Source organism: Spiroplasma endosymbiont of Sarcophaga variegata (genome assembly GCF_965178695.1).
Taxonomy (GTDB): Bacteria; Bacillota_I; Bacilli_A; order Mycoplasmatales; family Mycoplasmataceae; genus Spiroplasma; species Spiroplasma poulsonii.
Genome location: NZ_CBCXVU010000002.1, coordinates 1,637,387 through 1,655,539 on the forward strand (window position 1 = coordinate 1,637,387; position 18,153 = coordinate 1,655,539).

Consider the following 18,153-nt stretch of genomic DNA (forward strand, 5'->3'; position numbering starts at 1 on the left):
ACAGTGAGATTGTGATACACTTAATCATCAAAATTTATTACAACTTGGTCGTATGATGTGACCAAAAAACATTAACAAAATTCCAAATAATACAATGCGAATTAATGTTGTGCAACATTTTCCAAATAAGAAGCAATTATATATGGCAATCCAAAATGTTAATAATGGTCAATTAACCTCACCATAATATAAAGTAATTAAAGTGCAAGGGCATGATCAATGAAATTTATTAACCGTTGCGTTAATTCAAGTCATTGAAATTCGTAATAAACTATATGCTGCTGTTATTAATCCAGCAACAGAAAATTTAGATCCAATTTTATTTCAGTTACAATATGATGGTTCTGATTGAATTTTAGATTTAACAACGCCAATTTTTCTTAATTTAAAACAAGGATTTATTCCTGGCGAAGAATATTTAACAACAAATTCATTATTTACCGCAAAAGGTGTAACATATCTTATGAAAACACTCGGGAATTTATACCAAATCGATTACTTAAACCAAACTTTTTTATTAAAAAAAATTATTAATGAAAAAGAAACAACAAATAATATTCGTAGTTATCTTATTGATGAACAAAATAATAAAATGTTTCGAATCAATCATTATCAGTTAGAAGAAGTTAATAATATTTATTAAAATTAGTTTAAAAATAAACTAATTTTTATTCTTTTCAATGATATTATTTAATTGGAAGACAATGGCTTGTGGAGGAGTTTTATGAGTAAAAATATTTATACGGTTAGTGAAGTTAATGCTTATTTAAAAACATCAATTGAACAAAATCCTAATTTTATTAATATTTCTTTACAAGGTGAAATTTCTAATATTACAAACCATTCATCAGGACATATTTATTTTACGATTAAAGATGATAAAGCACAAATTCGAGCAATTATGTTTGCATTTAATGCTAAAAATTTACAGTTTAAATTAAAAGAAGGGTTAAAAATTGTTGCGACTGGTTCAATTAAAGTATATGAGCCGCAGGGAACATATAGTTTACAAGTTGTTACTTTATCTTTGCATGGGGTAGGGTACTTGTTCTTAAAATATGAAGCGTTAAAACAAGAATTAAGCAAAAAAGGATGATTTGATCAGTCATTAAAAAAACCAATTCCTCAGTTTCCAACTAATATTGGGGTTATTACCGCTCCAACTGGAGCTGCCATTCGTGATATTATTACTACGATTCATCGACGTTACCCTCAAGCTAACATTTATTTATTTCCAAGCTTAGTGCAAGGAGAAGATGCAAAACACGATATTCGCAAAAACATTAAAGCAGCTTTAGCTTTTAAACCTAAAATTGATACTTTGATTGTTGGCCGTGGTGGTGGTAGTATTGAAGATTTGTGAGCTTTTAATGAATTGGAAGTTGTTGAAGCAATTTTTCAAGCAACAATTCCTGTTATTTCAGCGGTTGGTCATGAAATTGACTTTACCTTAGCAGATTTTGTTAGTGATTTACGAGCACCAACACCAACCGCAGCGGCAGAACTAGCAACACCAGATCAAAAAGAATTAATGAATTTTTTAAAACAACAACAACGTATTCTAATAACAACGATTAAAACAAAAGTTGATAAATTAGCAGATAAAGTAGCAGAACTAAGGAATGGTTATGTTTTAACAAAACCGCAAGCATTGTATGCACAACAAGAACATTATTATCAATTATTAGTAAAACAGTTTAATGTTTGTCAAGAAACTTTTTTCTTAGCAAACAAGAATGTTATTCAAACCTATTATCAAAGGTTAATTACATTAATGCAACAACAAATGGTAGCAATTGAATATAAAAAAAATAATTTATTAAGTAAATTAGATTTATTAAGTCCGTTAAAAACACTAACGCGAGGATATAGTATTACTTATAATAACAATAAAAATGTGTTAACATCAATTCAACAAGTAACGAATAATGATATAATTATGACACGTGTGCAAGATGGAATTATTCAGTCAGTTGTACAAACAATTAAGAAGGATGGTGAAGAAAATGGCAGATAATAAATCATTTGAACAAGTTTTAGAACAATTAAAACAAATTGTTAATGATTTAGAAAATAATCAGTTACCATTAGATCAAGCTATTGATGCTTTTGAAACAGGAATTAAATTAACTAAATTAGCAGAAACTAAATTACAAGATATTAAAGATAAAGTCACTAAAATTGTGAAAAATAATAATCCGACTGATTTTAAAGTTGATGAAGAATAATTTATTATGGCAGGACAAATTTTTGAACGAAGTGGCTGAGTTAAAAAAAATAATAATAAAATTAGAAAAAAATTATTTAAATTGAAATTAAGTTCAGTTGTTTTAAAAGACTTTAAAACATTTGATGAAAAAGATATTTTAATTAAGAATTTTGTTTATTTATTACGATTAAATAACTTTGATGAACAAGAATATTTTGATAGTATTATTTTAATTAAGTTAGTTTTAATTTATTATCATATGCAATATGTTCGACATCCGGGAGTAAAACGAGAAGAAATTCAGATTTTAAAAGTTATTAAAGAATTGGAACAAAAAATTTTAGTTAATAAAATTGATACTAATCATGAAAAAGAAATTTTTGCGAATGTTAAAATTGATGATCAAAGTATTGCAAAATACTATCGTTTTGATTTGCTATATAATTTTATTGCCAATATTTTTTATCAACCTTTTATGAAAAAACGTAATGCTAAATTGTACTTTGATTATGGATATTATCTTGTTTTTTTAATTAATTTAACAGTAATGAAAAAACTATTTAAAGATAGTGCGAATGTTGAAATTTATAAAATTAAATTAGATGTAACAGCTAATTGTCATTATTTAATTGGTGAAATTACGCCATTATATTTCAACAATTTTGTACAGCAAATTAATTATTTTTTACAAAAATATTAAGTGAGGTTAGAAGATGAAGTTAAGAGATTATCAGAGTCATTATGATCTAAAGGATTTGAAAACAAAAGCATTAATTGAATTAGCTAATGATGTTCGCCAGCTGATTATTGAAACAGTAACTAAAAATGGGGGTCATTTAGCTAGTAATTTAGGAACAGTTGAATTAACAATTAGTTTATTAAAGACATTTGATATTGACAACAATGACATTATTATTTTTGATACTGGTCATCAAACTTATGCTTACAAAATTTTAACTGATCGAAAAACCCATTTTTCAACAATTCGGTTACCTGATGGTTTAGCAGCATTTCAACACGTTAATGAAAGTAAATATGATTATATTTCAAATGGCCATGCTGGAACGGGTTTATCAACGGCAATTGCTTATAGTTATAATCCAAAATATAATAATATTATTTGTATAATTGGTGATGCATCGTTTACAAATGGTTTAACGTTAGAAGCTTTGACTCATTTAGGATTAATTTCAAATAAAATTATTGTTGTTTTAAATGATAATGGAATGAGTATTTCAAAAAATGTTAATATTTTACATACAACAGTTAGTAAAGTTCGAACAGGATGGTTATATCGTAGTGCTAGTAAGATTTCAAAAGTATTACGCTACATTCCACCATTAACATTACTATGGTTAGCGCATTTATTAGTGGAAAAAATTATTCGTAGTTTTGCAATCCCAGGATTATTTGCTGGATTTAACTTAGATTATATTGGCACTGTTGATGGCCATCACTTTCGGAAACTAAGCAAAAGTTTTCGCCAAGCAAAAAAAGTTCAAGTAGTGTTATTGTTCATGTCAAAACGAAAAAAGGTTATGGTTATGGTTTAACCCAAGCAGAACAAGAAAAGTATCATTCATATAGTTTAAAAGATACCAAAAATAGTGAATGAAGTTATCATATTGCCCAAACAGTTGAAAAAGTTTTTCAAACTGTTCCGGAGAAATTTTATTTTATTTCAGCAGCAATGCAAGCTTCGATTTACTTAGAAGAGTTTATGATAAAAAATGCACCATATTGTATTGATGTTGGTTTAGCAGAAGAATATGCAATTACATTAGCATCTGGTTTTGCGTTAGATAATCACCAAGTTGTTGTTAATATGTATGCTAGTTTTTTGCAGCGAACTTATGATCAAATTTTATATGATGTTGTTCGTAACCGGTTACCTGTTATTTTTTTAATTGATCGTGCTGGTTTATCACCTGGTGATGGTGATAGTCATCATGGTATTTATGATGTTGGTTTTTTAAATAGTATGGGTGATATTCCAATTATTAGTCAACCAGCAACAACTGGTGAATTTGATCACTTGTTTAAATTAGCTCTTGCAAACAAACAAAACCCATTTTTTATTCGCTATCCAAAAAGTGGGATTGTTACACAACCTTTAATAAAAGAATTTAACCTTGGTGATTGAGAATATGTTATTAATAATAGCGATGCATCAATCTTATTAATAACTTATGGTAATAATGTCTTAAAAGCACAAAACATTATTACTAAATTAGCAACTAATAAAATTAACCTTGTTAATGCAAGATTTATTAATCCCGTCGATAAAACAATGTTAGGACAAATTAGTGCAGATAATTATCAACAAATTATTGTTTTTGAAGAAGTTATTAACCAGACAGGACTATATGCAAAAATTATTGATTTTTTACCACGGCATAAAACAACCATTACTCATTTTATGGTTATCAAAACGGCTTAGGTAAAAATAACAGTAATCTTCTGGAAGAAATTTTACAAAATTTAATTAACTAAATAAAAAAACCTTGTATTCTAGGACAATAAGGGTTAAATTTATATATATGAAAAAGGAGAGGGAATATGAAAGAATATGTTAAATTCAAATTAAATAAACAAGCACAACTAGAGCAATACTTAAAAAAACATCAAGTTGATGGGATCTTGTTTCATTCAACAGTTAATCGTTTTTGATTTTCTGAGTTTGAATCATCAGAAGGATATCTGTTATTTACAAAAAATGAATCAATTTTGTATTTAGATGGTAGATATATTACGGCCGGAAAAAAACAAGCAAAAAATGTAACTAATGTTCAGGAAATGACAACAAATAATGCTGGTGGTTTTTTTGGAATGTTACAAAATGATTTAACGAAAAACAAAGTCAAAGTATTAGCTTTTGAAAGTGATTATTTAACATATTTAACTTATCAAATTTTAGCAGTAAGTTTAGCAACGATTGAATTAAAACCAGTTGATTTTTCTGAGTTACGAACAATTAAATCAAACCAGGAAATTAATGCGTTAAAACAAGCCTGCGCAATCGGTGATATTGCTATTAATAATGTAATTAAAAATATTAAACCAGGAATGACGGAACGGCAAGTTGAACAAATTATTATTAATAGTTTTATTGAGGAAGGAGCCGATAAACCAAGTTTTGACACAATCGTTGCTTCGGGCTGACGGGGAGCATTACCACATGGTCGTGCAACAGATAAAGTGATTGAAAATAACGAATTAATTACAATTGATTTTGGTTGTATTTATAATGGTTATTGTTCTGATACTACTCGTACGATTGTGTTAGGAAAACCCTCACCACAAATGTTAGAAATCTTTGATGTTGTTTATCAAGCACAAAAACAAGGGATTGAAGCAATCAAACCAGGTGTTAGCACTGCAACAATTGATAAAATTTGTCGTGACTATATTACAAGTAAAGGCTATGGTCAATACTTTACCCATTCAACTGGGCATGGGGTTGGGATTGAAATTCATGAGTTTCCACGAGTATCACCATTTTGTAATGTTCCTTTAGAACCGGGGATGATCATTACTGTTGAACCCGGGATTTATATTCCTGATGTCGGTGGTGTTCGCATTGAAGATGATATTTTAGTAACAGAAAATGGTTATGAACTTTTAACAGAAGCAAAGCGTGATTTAATTTTAATTTAATGAAACTGACAAAAACACAAATTACTTTTCTTATCTTTTTTATTTTCATGCTTTTGTTTCTATTATTATCAATCATTTTAATTGTCATTGCTGGAAATCAAATCCATCGATTACTTGTTAATAACCAAACCCTTGTTTTATCAGGAACTAATGCCTATGGTAAAGCAACTATTGTTGTTGCAGATTTTCCATCAGCTTTTTGGTTAATCCAATATGGTATTAATTTTATTTTCTCAATGAAAATTATTAACCAAAATAATATGGAAATATTAACAACTAATTTTGTAACTTTATACCAAGTTGGTTATTCTTTCTTAATAATCCTTGTTCCTGTCTGTGGATTTAGTTTTTTAATTACAATTATAGTATGCTTATTAACTTGGCAAAAAGCAACAAAATCACTGCCACCAACACCGCCAATAGTTAAAAACGAAGATAATCAATTATTAAATGATTTAAAAACTAATATGAACCAAGTGCAAGATTATTTAATTAAATTACATAATGATGTAAAGGCTTTAAAAAAATTTACGGTATTAATTACCCCAAAAGCAAAGGTTTCTTCAAACCAAGTTAGCGAAGAACAAATTGAACGGTTTGGTCATAATTTAAATGTAATTCAAGAAAAATTAGGACAGCAGCAGCAACGCGTTGAGATGTTAAAAACAGTTGATCGTGATGAGTTTGAACGAACAAACAGTGGGATTGAACGACCAATTAGTTTGGTTAAACCAACCGAATATATTATGCCAAAACGTGATACAAATTTTGTTAATGATTTTCCAACGCAACAATTTCTATCAACAAAAATGTTAACAGAAACAAAAAGTGAGAAAAAACTCTCTTTAAGTTCAATTTTTGATCGAAAAAAAATTAAAGAAGAGTTAGAAGCAGAACCTGATTTAGAATTAGATGATAATCAAACCGAAAATGAAGAAGCTTTTAAAGCTTTTCCATTAGAATTTAATGACCCAACAGTTATTGAGGATAAAGCCTTTCGTGAAAAAGTTGGTTTTAATTTAAATGATTATGATTATACCACTGACAATGGGAAGAATCTGGTTGAGTTTCAAACGGTGTATCAAGTTGGTGATCTAATGATTGATAATGGTGTTGAATATGAGATTATGTTAGTTGTACCACGAAACGTTAATGATACGATAATGTATGAATTAACCTTAAAGTCAACTGTTGATGAAACAGTTAAATCAGTTATGAAAAAATAAGAAGGGTTTTTTTCTTCTTATTTTTTTATTTTTTTGTAGTTTATTTAGAAAATAATAGATAGTTCCTATTCTTTATAAATAGTATTATCTTTATGTCAATATTTATATTTTTTAGATTTGTTAATGTTAGAAGTTCTAACTTTTGCTACAATTCATAAAACACCATCAATATTAATAAATAAAACTGTTCTTTTACCATTATTTCATTCAAACATGTTATATGTTTTATTTTGTTTGTTTCAAATGAATGATAAAATTTTATAAATGACATGATCAACGAGATAAGCTACCCCTTTAAAGCATATTAATAAAACAATTAAACTAAACATTAAATCTGTTAAATAATGTGTTCTTGAAATAATTTGCATAAATCCCATCATCGCAACATCGGCAATAAAGAAGCCAAATATTAATCATTTTCATCAAACAATATTTTGTTTACGTTTTTCATTCATGAAATATAGTAAGAATCCATAAACGGGCATTGATGATGAATTCATATGGCCAGATGGAAATGCCTTGTCACTTCAAAAATGATTTCCTTCGCCACTTTTACCCAATAAGAAATCTCAGTATTCAGCTTTAAATCCTTGAATTTGTCATCAATCTAAATATTGTGCATTAACTATATTAGTTGGTTTGTTTGTTCAATTGCTTGGTAAGTTATCAATAACATATTGATAATCAACATGAACTCAATAGGGTCTTCCAAAAAAAGTTTTTAAAATTGGGTCAAAAGTAACACCAAAAAGACCGAATACGACAAATATTTTTAGGGCATCAATTCAATAATTATTAGTTAACAAATCATCTCTTTTTGAAAATTTAACTCTTAAGAATCAAGCAGTCCCACACATTAATATAACTTCAATACTAAGTTGAATCGTCATTACTATGATCGTATTTGTTCCATCAAGACCAAATCAATATTCTCTCCCTTTACCACCAAAAGCATCAAGGGTTGCTTGTTGATAGATCATTCTACTAATAATTAATGTAAATAAAATTATAAATAGGGCATAAACTATTATGATAATAATATTTAAAAATTTAAATTTTGCTTTATATTTTATATTTAAACTTTCTAACAAGATTCCAGCTCTTGCAAACATAAATGGGACTGTCATTGTATAAGCTAGTTTATCTCAAAATAAACTCAACCAACTGACAGGGCCATTATCATTTAAATCACCAATCGCTTTTGCAATTGGTTTATCTCAAATACTTCCTACGATAAAAAGGGTAATAACAACAGTTAATGCAATAATTTTTAATATTTTAAAAATAATTTTGTGTTTACTATTTTTATTAATAAATGCAGAACCGTTAGCATAAAACTCTTTCTTTGGTTTTCTCTTAAAATTTAACATATTCATAAAAGTATTATATCATAGTAAAAAAAGACCAATTTATGTTTCTTAATATTTTCGCTACTTTTTATAATAAATAAATCAAAAAAATGTGGAATATTAATGATATTTAATAGAGGCATATCTCCACCACGATGTGTTTGACAAAATGACATAGTATAATCTTTAACACTAAGCATATTTGCTTCTTGTATTTTTTTATATAATTATTTTCACACCCGATAGAAAAATATTAGGAGAAAAAATATGAAAAAATTATAACTTTAGTAGGAATTGCTAATTTAAGTGGGGTATTTGGAACAGCTCTTGTTGGATGTACCGTCAACCCTGAAACAATAGTCGATGATGATACGGGAAGTTTTAAGGATATTGAAATCTTAGACAAAATTTCAAAACAAGCAAGTGATGCTTTTTTAGAATTTTCACAAAATAGTTCAACCCTTGATAATAATGATCATTCTGATGTTGATTTTGATAAATTATATGCGTTGGTTACTAAAGAGTTATCAACTGCAATCTTAAATAAAAACAATCCTGATGTTACTCCTGTTTTAAATATTTTAGATAGTAAATTTAATATTGCCTTTAATAACATTAATAATGTTATTACAAATGAGTATTCAAATTATTATGTTGATTCAAAACCACTAAAATTATTAAATAGTTCAAGGTATACTTTACATTATATTGACCTTGTAACATTAGGAAAAATTAATGGTGAAAAAGACTTAAGTAATTTAAAAGCCGGGCGAATTGATTTTAAGTTTCGCTTTCAAGTTCAGTTTAAAACATATGTGATGACTTCTGATTATGTCATTCAATATACCATTTCAAATGACACTGCTAAAATAAAAAAATTACAAAGTGGAATTGTCTCAAAATTATCAAAAGTTGTTGTTCGTTTTTTTAATGAGAAAGGAAAAATTATTTTAGATAAAACACCTGGATTTAGAACTTTATATGATAATTTTTATATTAATTATTCAAAACGTCATATTGATTTGGATAATATTATTCAACAACAGTTAACAACCTTAATTAATAGTGATCCTGAACTAGCAGAGATTAAAGAATATGTAACATGAAACGCTGACCAAGAATTGTTGTTATTACAAATGGGAGCTTTAAATGATGTTACAAAGTGGGGTTGCTGTTCCTTCCCGGCCAGAAAATACAGCTTATGTTTGAGCAGGAGAGGGACCTTTTGATATTAGTAAGATGACTGCTGATACCTTTTATCAATTTTTGATGAAACTATTAAATGTTTTTAACATTAGTGGGAGTGACTTACAATTAGCTAGTTTTACTGTTAATTTTGATAAATTAACAGTTGCTGGGTTAACATTAAATGGTGTAATTGAAAATAATACTGGAAATGCTTTAGCAGTTATTATTGCAATTTCAAAAGAGGGTTTAAAAACAAAGTTGATGGATTACAGTCAAATTGTTGTGAAATTTTTTGAAACATATCGTGTCGAATCATATCTTCGTTATCAACAATTAGTTGTACCAAGTAATGTTTTTGATCAAATGAAAGCCGCAAGGAACTACATAAACTTGTTAAAACCATTAGTAAAAGATTTTATTAATCGTCCTGAAATTAGTACATTACCAGGAATTAATTTATTCAATATTGATGATGCAGTTGGTAGATTAAAACAAAAGTATCCAACATGAAGGGTAAAAGATGATGATACTTTACAAATTAATGCTAGAGGAAAAGGGTATAGTTTTAGTTTTATGCTTGGGGATAAATCTTTCTATGGTTTAATAGCTTATTCACCTTGATCAGCTGTTTATTTTGGTAATTTTTATCTTAAAAAAGGTTAAATTTAATAAATTAAAAAACATCTTTATTTGAATAAAGATGTTTTTATTTTGTTGATAAAATTAAATTATTATTTATTGTTTTGGTTTTAGTTTTGTTTTAATGCTTGGTTTTATCAAAACAAAACAACAACCTAACATTATCATAGCAATAATAACACTGTAAATAATGATATAAGTTAACATTATTGTATGAAAATTAATAATAATTGGAATAATGATAATAGCTAACAATAGACTAAAAATAGCATGACCAAAAACATGTTCAAACATTAAAGCTAATGTTAGATGTTCAGTTCCAACTAAACTAATAATGTTATTTTTTTGAATGCGGCTTAAATGCCCTAAACAAAGGCCAAGTAAAATTTGACTACCCCCCAACCCAAGCGTTAGATATAAAAGGTGGTTTAATTGTGTTTGTTGCATCAAATAAGTGATTGTTAATCCTAATAATAGAGCAACAGCAATAATAGCAATAATAGTATTATAACAAACATCGCGTTTAATAGTATTGGTTTTAATCAAATATCCAAGTAAGTAACTTAGTTTTCGAATAACATATAAAACTCCAATCGCAATGATCATTAATGTTGTATCTTTAAAAATTAAAACTGGTAATAAGTAACCAAATACTTCATTAATACCATATAAAAAACTTGATGAGTATAAATAACTTCAAAATTGTCGATTTGTTTTTAATGTTTTCCAACTCGTTGGATTAATTTTAAAGGTAACTTCTTCTGTTTTTAAATCATGATTAAAAAAGATTAAACTAAAATTAATTAAAGTAATCAACGTGAAATATGTTTGTAAAGCAATATTAGTTCCTAAATCATTTAAGAAATATTGAAATAAAAAGGGAATAATAATGGTAACAACACTACCCAAGGTAAAATAAAGACTTGGATTTGTTTTTAATTGATGTTGACGGGCATAACTCCGAATGATTTCCGTTGTAAAAGGAACCATTCCCGCAACAAAAACGCCAGTTGCGAAGAGTAAAAGCGGATAAAAATAAATGATTAAATTATTATCAAAGAAATTAATCATCATTAGTAAAGAAACAAAAACAAAAAGAAAAAAACTATTAATTTGTAAGATAAAGATGTTATCTTTTTTCTTTTTTATTTTTGCTCATAACGGAGTAAAGAAGAACATTGCAGTTGGGAATAATAGAAAAAATCAAATTTTTGTGAGTCCAAATTTTTGATAAATTTCAAAAGGCAAAAAGGAAAATAAAGCTCCCATTAAAATTCCTTGTATAATTAGTACTGTTTTTCAACTACGTAATTTAGTTGTCATTTTTGTTATCACATCCTTTGCTTTCTTGTTTTGTTTGTGGTGTTATCTTATATAAATTAATTTTACTATTATTTAAGAAATAATTATTGAACAAAGTAATAAATTTAAAATATGAAGTAATAATAGTAATTTTAAGAATTAATTTGTGAACTAACTGATAATAAAGTTGTTTTTCAACTCTTTTTTGCATCATCAAAATGTTTTTATTTTTTACCATCAAAAATAGAATTTGAGATTATCAACCAAAAAGAAGAGTGAATAGTTCCAAATATAATATTATTTAACATCTTTTGCATATAAAAGTTCTCCATTCATTATTATATATTTAAAATGTGTTCTTTTGGCAAAGCTAAATGACATCATCACGACTCTTGAACAAATATTTGACCACTACCATAACTCTTTTTCTATTTTTAAATATAAACTTTTTCTTATTATAAATTAATAATCAAAAAAAGTAAGATTTAAGCAATTATTTTGTAAATTATAAATATCTTTCTTTTAATTCGTTGTACAATGTTAATATGAATATTAATTAAACAGTGTATAAAAAGGAGAATACAGAATGAAAAAATCAATTAATGCAATTAGAATGTTAGGAATTGAAGCAGTTAATAAAGCTAATTCAGGACACCCAGGTATTGTTCTTGGTGCGGCGCCAATGGCTTACACTTTATTTACTAAACATTTAAATGTTAATCCGCAAGTTGATAAATGAACTAACCGTGATCGGTTTGTTTTAGCAGCAGGACATGGAAGTGCTTTATTATATTCTTTATTACATTTATCAGGATTTGACCTTAACATTGAAGATTTACGTAATTTTCGCCAAGTTGATTCAATTACTCCTGGTCATCCGGAGTCATATTTGACACCCGGAGTTGATGTTACTACTGGCCCATTAGGACAAGGAATTGCAACAGCAGTTGGCTTAGCATTAGCAGAGTCTCATTTAGCAGCCAAGTATAATACAAAAAAATATTCACTTTTTGATCATTATACTTATGTTTTATGTGGTGATGGTGATTTACAAGAAGGGGTAACTCAAGAAGCAATTTCTTTAGCTGGACATTGAAAATTAAATAAATTAATTGTCCTATTTGATTCAAATGATGTTCAATTAGATAATGTGGTTAATGTTGCGCAAAGTGAGAAAATTGGTGATCGTTTTCAAGCAGCAAATTGAAATTATCTTTTTATTAAAGATGGGAATGATGTTGAAGCAATTAACGAAGCTATTATTAAAGCAAAAAAAAGTGATAAACCAACGTTAATTGAAGTTAAAACAGTAATTGGATTCGGGGCAACGAAACAAGGCACACCAGCAGTTCATGGCGCACCATTGGGAACAGATATTGAAACTGTTCGTAATTTATTAGGATGAACTGAAAAACCATTTGAAATTCCTGGTGAAGTTTATGATGATTTTGAAGTTAATGTTAAAAACCGTGGAATTAAAAAGTATGAACAATGATTAAAAATGTATGAAGCATTTTGTCAGGAAAATCCAGCATTGGGGAAAGAAGTAGATGAAGCAATTCATGGGAACTTTACTTTTAATCCAGAACAATTTCTTGATTTAAAACCAACTAAACCGCAAGCAACACGAATTAGTAGCGGTGCTATTATTGACCGAATTTCAAGTATTATTCCAAATTGAATTGGTGGTAGTGCTGATTTAAGTGGTAGTACAAAAGCAAAAGGTGCTGATGGTGTTTATGGCGCTGAAAATCGAATAGGACGTAATCTAGCTTATGGGGTTCGTGAGTTCGCAATGACCGCTATTAATAATGGAATTTGTTTACATCGTGGTTTATTACCATTTGCTAGTGGCTTTTTTGTTTTTTCTGATTATATGAAACCAGCAATTAGATTAAGTTCATTAATGGAAATTCCAGTTGTTTATGTCTTATCACATGATTCAATTTCCGTTGGTGAAGATGGACCAACACACCAACCAATTGAACAGTTAGCAATGTTACGAAGTCAACCAAATTTAAATGTCTTTCGCCCGGCTGATTTTAATGAAACATTAGGAGCTTATCATCTTGCCTTGCAATCTCGTCATACCCCAAGTGCTATTTTAATTACGCGACAAGATTTACCAGAACTAGAACATTCTAGCGTTGAAATGGTTAAAAAAGGGGCATATCAAGTTTATGGTTCAGAACATCATAATGATGTTGTTTTAGTTGCAACAGGTAGTGAAGTAAGTATGGCAATTGTGGTTGCGAAAAAATTAGAACATGATAAGAAAATTAATGTAAAAGTAATCTCAATGCCATCGTGGGAATTATTTGATAAACAAGATATTACTTATAAAACAAAATTATTAGAGCCAACAGCGTTGATTGCTTCAATTGAATTAGGAACAACCTTTGGTTGAGAACGTTATACTTCAAATACAGGATTAAACTTTGGAATCGACACTTTTGGACAATCAGGACCATTCCATGATGTATTAGAATATTTTGGTTTTAATGTTGAAAATATTGTTAATACAATTAGTAAAAAAATGCAATTATCAAAATAATGGCAATTGCATTTTTTATTTATAATTGAATTAGAAATAGGAGTAACAAATGATTTTATTTGAAACAGCACGATTAATAATCCGAATGTGTAAGCAAACTGATTTAGCAGCATTTCAAGCACTAAATGCTGATCAAACGGTAATGGAATATTTTCCAAATGTATTATCAGCCGCAGAAACAAATGATTTTTATATTAACATTCAAACTAATTTTAAAACTAATGGTTATGGGTTATATGTTGTTGAACTAAAAGCAACGTATGAATTCCTTGGTTTTTGTGGTTTTAATAATGTTACTTTTCAGGCTGATTTTACTCCTTGTATTGAAATTGGATGAAGGTTAAAACAATCAGCTTGGGGACAAGGGTTTGCAACTGAAGTCGCACAGAGGTGTTTAAATTATGCTAAAAATAATTTAAATTTTCAAACAGTTTATAGTTTTACCAGTATTTTTAATCAGCGGTCAGAAAATGTTATGAAGAAACTTGGAATGTCAAAAACAAAAGAGTTTAATCATCCAAACCTAACAAAAACTAATTGGTTATCAAAACATGTTTTATATCAATTAAGCTGATAATAAGATAAAATATTAAAGACATCGAAAAAACTAAAGGGGGAGTTTATTAAATGGTTATTTTTTCATGGGTTTTAGCAATTATTTTATCTATTTTGTTATGAACAACATTATGGATTTTTCCAAATTTTTATGCAAAAACAACGAAGTATTGTTATTTACGCGTTGGAATTGCAATTTGATTAGTTATTGTTGAAGCAGATCGAATGTGAGAAATGTTAAGTCATGTTGGATGACAACATTTTTCAAATTATTTTACGTTATATTCTTGTACAATTGTTGCTTGGGCATCGTGTAAGTGAAGTGCAACAAATCAACTCAGAAAGGAGTTTATTTTTTAATGGAAAGAAAACATTATTTTATTTTACGGTCCTTAGTAACTAAGTATGGAAAAGATAATGTTATTAATACGGTAAATAATATTGTAATTAATAATGAAAAAGAAGATGAATAAATTATCCGCGTAATTTATTAGCGGTAATTTATTCAATATAGTTTATTTTGAGCGTAGCGAACACGCGAAGCGTGCCGCGAAAATTAGATTTTTAGGAGGAATAAGTTATGCCAGTTTGATTAACGACAATATTTAGTGTTGTTATTATATTAGGTATTTTTGCGTGAATTGGTTTATCAATTTATCAAAAAATTCGCCAAATTCGAGGAAAGAAAAAAGATAAAAAAGAAATTGAAAATAGGGAGGATAAGAAATAATGTTAGGTATGTATTTAACAACAGCAATTAATTTTTTAGCAGTTGGTGATAAACCTACTATTTCAGATGGAATGGGTTCTATTTGAAGTGGTTTAGGGCAAGCAATGATGGAAGTTAAAGAAGCAATTTATGATGTATTACCACAATTAATGACCTTTTTAGGTGATGCGTGAATTATTTTAATTCCATTTGGTATTTTTGTTATCATTAAGATTTTAAACTTTTTCCGTGTTATGGTTAAAGGATTTTAATATTTATTATTACTTATCATATATCTTAGCTATGGCACACTAGCTTTTATGTGAGTTGATTAAATAATTTTGTTGTTTATTTTTGTATTACACAATGTCTATAAGTTATTATTGAAATTATTAGTAATGAAATAATTGTTTTAAAGTAGGATTTAATAAAAATAAGAATATTTTTATTAAGGGTCATATTAATAGTAGTTTTGGAATATAAATTTTTATAATATTCTTTATAAATATATCTACTTTCTTTTTAAAATTTGTAGGCAGTATGTAGTGCAAAAATATCAATTTAATTATAAATGATTAATTTTATATTTTAATAACTATTATCTTTAATTTTGTCGAAAACTCTTGATGAAATAAAAAAAATCATCAATATGACAATTTGAAAACTAATTTTGTGTAAGATTATGATTTTGCTTTAAATTTTTTAAACGTTAAAATATAATACCGTTGATTGTTGGTTTGGTGTTAAACCTTTGTGTTGGTATTTTCATTTTCAGAGCTTTAAATAATTTTGAATATTAGTGAAACCCAAACCATGATAATGAATTAAGGCTTCTTTAAGACTGGATTGTAATTTACTAATCTTATTTAACTTTTGATAACTAGTATCAGGGTTTGTACTAGTTTTGGTGGAATATAGAGTAGAATTTGTTTGTTTTGCTACTAATAAATATAGTGGTTGCATATCAGAAATAATTATTGATTTTTCTTTAATTAGTTGCTTATTCATATTTTCAATAATCCATTGTTTTTGTAATCTTTTGGTATTGGTGGATTGAACAAAAATATTATTATTGCTATCAACTGCCATTTGAATACAGCATTTGGTATCAGTTGAAAATGGATCGAGATGAGTTTTTCGTTTATCAAATTTATCTTTAAAATTGCCTTTATGAATTTCTTTAATAAATGTTTCATCCATTTGGATTTGACCATTTAATTTTTTAAATTTTAACTGTGTATTTTCTAATTGTTTTGATTGCATTAATTTTTGTCGATTATATCAAGCGGTTTTTGGGGTTGTTTTAATAAAACGAGAAATTATTTTACTAGATTGTCCTAACAATGAAATTTGAATTAATAAATTTCACTGTTCATAATTTAAATGACTTCAATAAGTAAAATGATGACGAAATGCATCAAAACTAGCACGACATTTTTTACATAAATATTTTTGTTTTCCTTCGGAATTATGACCATTTTTAACACAATGAAAAGATTTGCAATTAGGACATATAATGCCTTTATCTCTAAATTTTTGATCAATTTCATTTAAACGTTTTTGTTTTTTAATTAAGTCTGCTTGTTGTTTTATTTTTTCATAAAATTCTAAAAATTGATCATCTGTTAAGCTATTTATTAATTCTGTAATTATTTTTTTCATCATTTATTTACCTCTATATATTAAAAATATACCTAATTTTAGGTATATTTTATAAATATCAAGAGTTTTCGACAAAATTAAAGAATTACTTCAAATAAACCTATTTAAAATTATCTGAAAATACCTCTTTTGCTGTTTTTCAATTAAGAACAGGCCTTAATTTATCATTTATAACATTAACTACTCAATTTATTTTTTGTTGACTAACATTATTAAAATCAGTTCCCTTAGGAAATCATTGTCTAAGTTCAGAATTCATATATTCAATTAATGGTTTTTGTTGTGGTTTACCAGGGTCACAAAAATAAACTTGTGTTTCAGCAAATATTTCTAATTCTCTTCATTTACTAAATTCTTTTCCTCTATCAGTTATTATTCCTTTAATTTTCCCAAATAAATTATTACTTATAACAATATCTTTAAACTTTTCCACAACTTCATTAGCAGTATGATTTTTTAATTTCATAACAAAATAACTTTTACTATTTTGTTCAACTAAAACCAAATTACTAGATTGATGCTCTTTTCCAACTATGGTATCCATTTCAAATCAACCAACAGCAGTCTCTTTATTCTCAATATCTCATATTGATTTAAAATTAATTAATTTACCACGATTATCAAATTTTCCTTTTGTTTTATATTTTTTACCACGATGACGTAAATTCTGTTTTAAAAAACCATAAAAACCCAAACGAATTCATTTATACAATGTTTTAACACAAACAGGAAATTTAATACCAAACTTTAGAAAATAACGATTAATAAGTTGTGATGGAGAATCACGATAAACATTAAATCTTATATTAATAAAATTTAATTGTTCTTCTGTAAACTTATATCTTTTATTATTCTTTTTTCTTTTCTCACAATACATTTTATCTGACTTATAAGCACTATATTCATCAATAGTTTTAAAACGCTTAATTTCTCGCAAAATAGTACTACGATTTCTGTTCAAACATTTAGCAATTTGTGAAATATTTATTTCACCATTCTTTTTTAAAAATAATTTTGATAATAATAATTTTTCCAATTTAACCTTATCAATAAAACTTAAATGACTATACATAACATTTATATACCTTTCATTAATTTATAAA

At 27.2% G+C, this 18,153-nt stretch carries 21 protein-coding genes; 16 read left to right on the forward strand and 5 right to left on the reverse strand.

Annotation, left to right across the window (positions count from 1 at the left end; genetic code table 4):
* Positions 1–52 precede the first annotated feature (52 nt).
* The 9 genes from ACOBME_RS10705 to ACOBME_RS10745 all read left to right on the forward strand — a co-directional run bounded on the left by ACOBME_RS10705 (position 53) and on the right by ACOBME_RS10745 (position 7,092).
* Entirely contained in the window at positions 53–187 is a 135-nt protein-coding gene (locus ACOBME_RS10705) for a hypothetical protein (RefSeq protein WP_419335245.1), read from the forward strand.
* Between the two features lie 15 nt (positions 188–202).
* Positions 203–643, forward strand: coding sequence for a hypothetical protein (locus ACOBME_RS10710; protein ID WP_338966403.1), 441 nt, complete (start codon positions 203–205; stop codon positions 641–643).
* An 81-nt stretch (positions 644–724) separates the two neighbouring features.
* Positions 725–2,017 carry an exodeoxyribonuclease VII large subunit gene (gene xseA, locus ACOBME_RS10715; protein ID WP_338966405.1) on the forward strand — a complete coding sequence of 431 codons (1,293 nt, stop codon included), beginning with the start codon at positions 725–727 and terminating at the stop codon, positions 2,015–2,017.
* A complete protein-coding gene (gene xseB, locus ACOBME_RS10720; protein ID WP_040093613.1) occupies positions 2,007–2,228 on the forward strand; it encodes an exodeoxyribonuclease VII small subunit in 222 nt (73 codons plus the stop codon). The genes xseA and xseB overlap by 11 nt, the downstream gene beginning before the upstream one ends.
* A gap of 6 nt (positions 2,229–2,234) precedes the next feature.
* Positions 2,235–2,909: a hypothetical protein gene (locus ACOBME_RS10725; RefSeq protein ID WP_338966407.1), complete on the forward strand. Its 675-nt coding sequence runs from the start codon at positions 2,235–2,237 to the stop codon at positions 2,907–2,909.
* Positions 2,910–2,922: 13 nt separating this feature from the next.
* Positions 2,923–3,762 (forward strand): 1-deoxy-D-xylulose-5-phosphate synthase N-terminal domain-containing protein, encoded by an 840-nt coding sequence (locus tag ACOBME_RS10730; protein WP_338966408.1) that lies wholly within the window; start codon positions 2,923–2,925, stop codon positions 3,760–3,762.
* A 167-nt stretch (positions 3,763–3,929) separates the two neighbouring features.
* Entirely contained in the window at positions 3,930–4,649 is a 720-nt protein-coding gene (locus ACOBME_RS10735) for a transketolase C-terminal domain-containing protein (RefSeq protein ID WP_419335248.1), read from the forward strand.
* Between the two features lie 119 nt (positions 4,650–4,768).
* A complete protein-coding gene (locus ACOBME_RS10740; protein ID WP_338966410.1) occupies positions 4,769–5,866 on the forward strand; it encodes an aminopeptidase P family protein in 1,098 nt (365 codons plus the stop codon).
* Between the two features lie 47 nt (positions 5,867–5,913).
* Positions 5,914–7,092: a hypothetical protein gene (locus tag ACOBME_RS10745; protein ID WP_419335250.1), complete on the forward strand. Its 1,179-nt coding sequence runs from the start codon at positions 5,914–5,916 to the stop codon at positions 7,090–7,092.
* A gap of 65 nt (positions 7,093–7,157) precedes the next feature.
* Here ACOBME_RS10745 and ACOBME_RS10750 read toward each other — a convergent pair whose 3' ends face one another.
* The gene (locus tag ACOBME_RS10750) at positions 7,158–8,462 is read right to left on the reverse strand and encodes a phosphatase PAP2 family protein (protein ID WP_419335252.1); all 1,305 of its coding nucleotides are present in this window, start codon (positions 8,460–8,462) and stop codon (positions 7,158–7,160) included.
* 488 nt (positions 8,463–8,950) lie between these two features.
* On the opposite strand from ACOBME_RS10750, the gene ACOBME_RS10755 reads away from it, so the two are divergent.
* Together ACOBME_RS10755 and ACOBME_RS10760 are read left to right on the forward strand one after the other, a co-directional pair.
* Complete coding sequence (locus tag ACOBME_RS10755) at positions 8,951–9,676, forward strand: hypothetical protein (RefSeq protein ID WP_338966413.1); 726 nt, start codon at positions 8,951–8,953, stop codon at positions 9,674–9,676.
* Positions 9,591–10,292 (forward strand): hypothetical protein, encoded by a 702-nt coding sequence (locus ACOBME_RS10760; protein ID WP_338966415.1) that lies wholly within the window; start codon positions 9,591–9,593, stop codon positions 10,290–10,292. Before ACOBME_RS10755 ends, ACOBME_RS10760 begins: the two co-directional genes overlap by 86 nt.
* Before the next feature lie 72 nt (positions 10,293–10,364).
* Here the strand turns inward: ACOBME_RS10760 and ACOBME_RS10765 are convergent, their stop codons facing one another.
* Positions 10,365–11,591 (reverse strand): hypothetical protein, encoded by a 1,227-nt coding sequence (locus tag ACOBME_RS10765; RefSeq protein ID WP_338966416.1) that lies wholly within the window; start codon positions 11,589–11,591, stop codon positions 10,365–10,367.
* Entirely contained in the window at positions 11,581–11,781 is a 201-nt protein-coding gene (locus ACOBME_RS10770) for a hypothetical protein (RefSeq protein ID WP_419335255.1), read from the reverse strand. The genes ACOBME_RS10765 and ACOBME_RS10770 overlap by 11 nt, the downstream gene beginning before the upstream one ends.
* 375 nt (positions 11,782–12,156) lie before the next feature.
* On the opposite strand from ACOBME_RS10770, the gene tkt reads away from it, so the two are divergent.
* The 5 genes from tkt to ACOBME_RS10795 all read left to right on the forward strand — a co-directional run bounded on the left by tkt (position 12,157) and on the right by ACOBME_RS10795 (position 15,660).
* Complete coding sequence (gene tkt / locus ACOBME_RS10775) at positions 12,157–14,124, forward strand: transketolase (protein WP_338966418.1); 1,968 nt, start codon at positions 12,157–12,159, stop codon at positions 14,122–14,124.
* A 49-nt stretch (positions 14,125–14,173) separates the two neighbouring features.
* Positions 14,174–14,701, forward strand: coding sequence for a GNAT family N-acetyltransferase (locus ACOBME_RS10780; RefSeq protein WP_338966419.1), 528 nt, complete (start codon positions 14,174–14,176; stop codon positions 14,699–14,701).
* A gap of 50 nt (positions 14,702–14,751) precedes the next feature.
* Positions 14,752–15,039, forward strand: coding sequence for a hypothetical protein (locus tag ACOBME_RS10785; protein WP_419335257.1), 288 nt, complete (start codon positions 14,752–14,754; stop codon positions 15,037–15,039).
* 220 nt (positions 15,040–15,259) lie between these two features.
* On the forward strand, positions 15,260–15,409 hold the full coding sequence (locus ACOBME_RS10790) for a hypothetical protein (RefSeq protein ID WP_338966423.1): 150 nt from the start codon (positions 15,260–15,262) through the stop codon (positions 15,407–15,409).
* Complete coding sequence (locus ACOBME_RS10795; RefSeq protein WP_338966424.1) at positions 15,409–15,660, forward strand: hypothetical protein; 252 nt, start codon at positions 15,409–15,411, stop codon at positions 15,658–15,660. The genes ACOBME_RS10790 and ACOBME_RS10795 overlap by 1 nt, the downstream gene beginning before the upstream one ends.
* A gap of 430 nt (positions 15,661–16,090) precedes the next feature.
* Here ACOBME_RS10795 and ACOBME_RS10800 read toward each other — a convergent pair whose 3' ends face one another.
* Together ACOBME_RS10800 and ACOBME_RS10805 are read right to left on the reverse strand one after the other, a co-directional pair.
* Positions 16,091–17,053 (reverse strand): IS1/IS1595 family N-terminal zinc-binding domain-containing protein, encoded by a 963-nt coding sequence (locus tag ACOBME_RS10800; protein WP_338963247.1) that lies wholly within the window; start codon positions 17,051–17,053, stop codon positions 16,091–16,093.
* Positions 17,054–17,150: 97 nt separating this feature from the next.
* The gene (locus ACOBME_RS10805; protein ID WP_419335259.1) at positions 17,151–18,122 is read right to left on the reverse strand and encodes an IS30 family transposase; all 972 of its coding nucleotides are present in this window, start codon (positions 18,120–18,122) and stop codon (positions 17,151–17,153) included.
* Between the last annotated feature and the right edge of the window lie 31 nt (positions 18,123–18,153).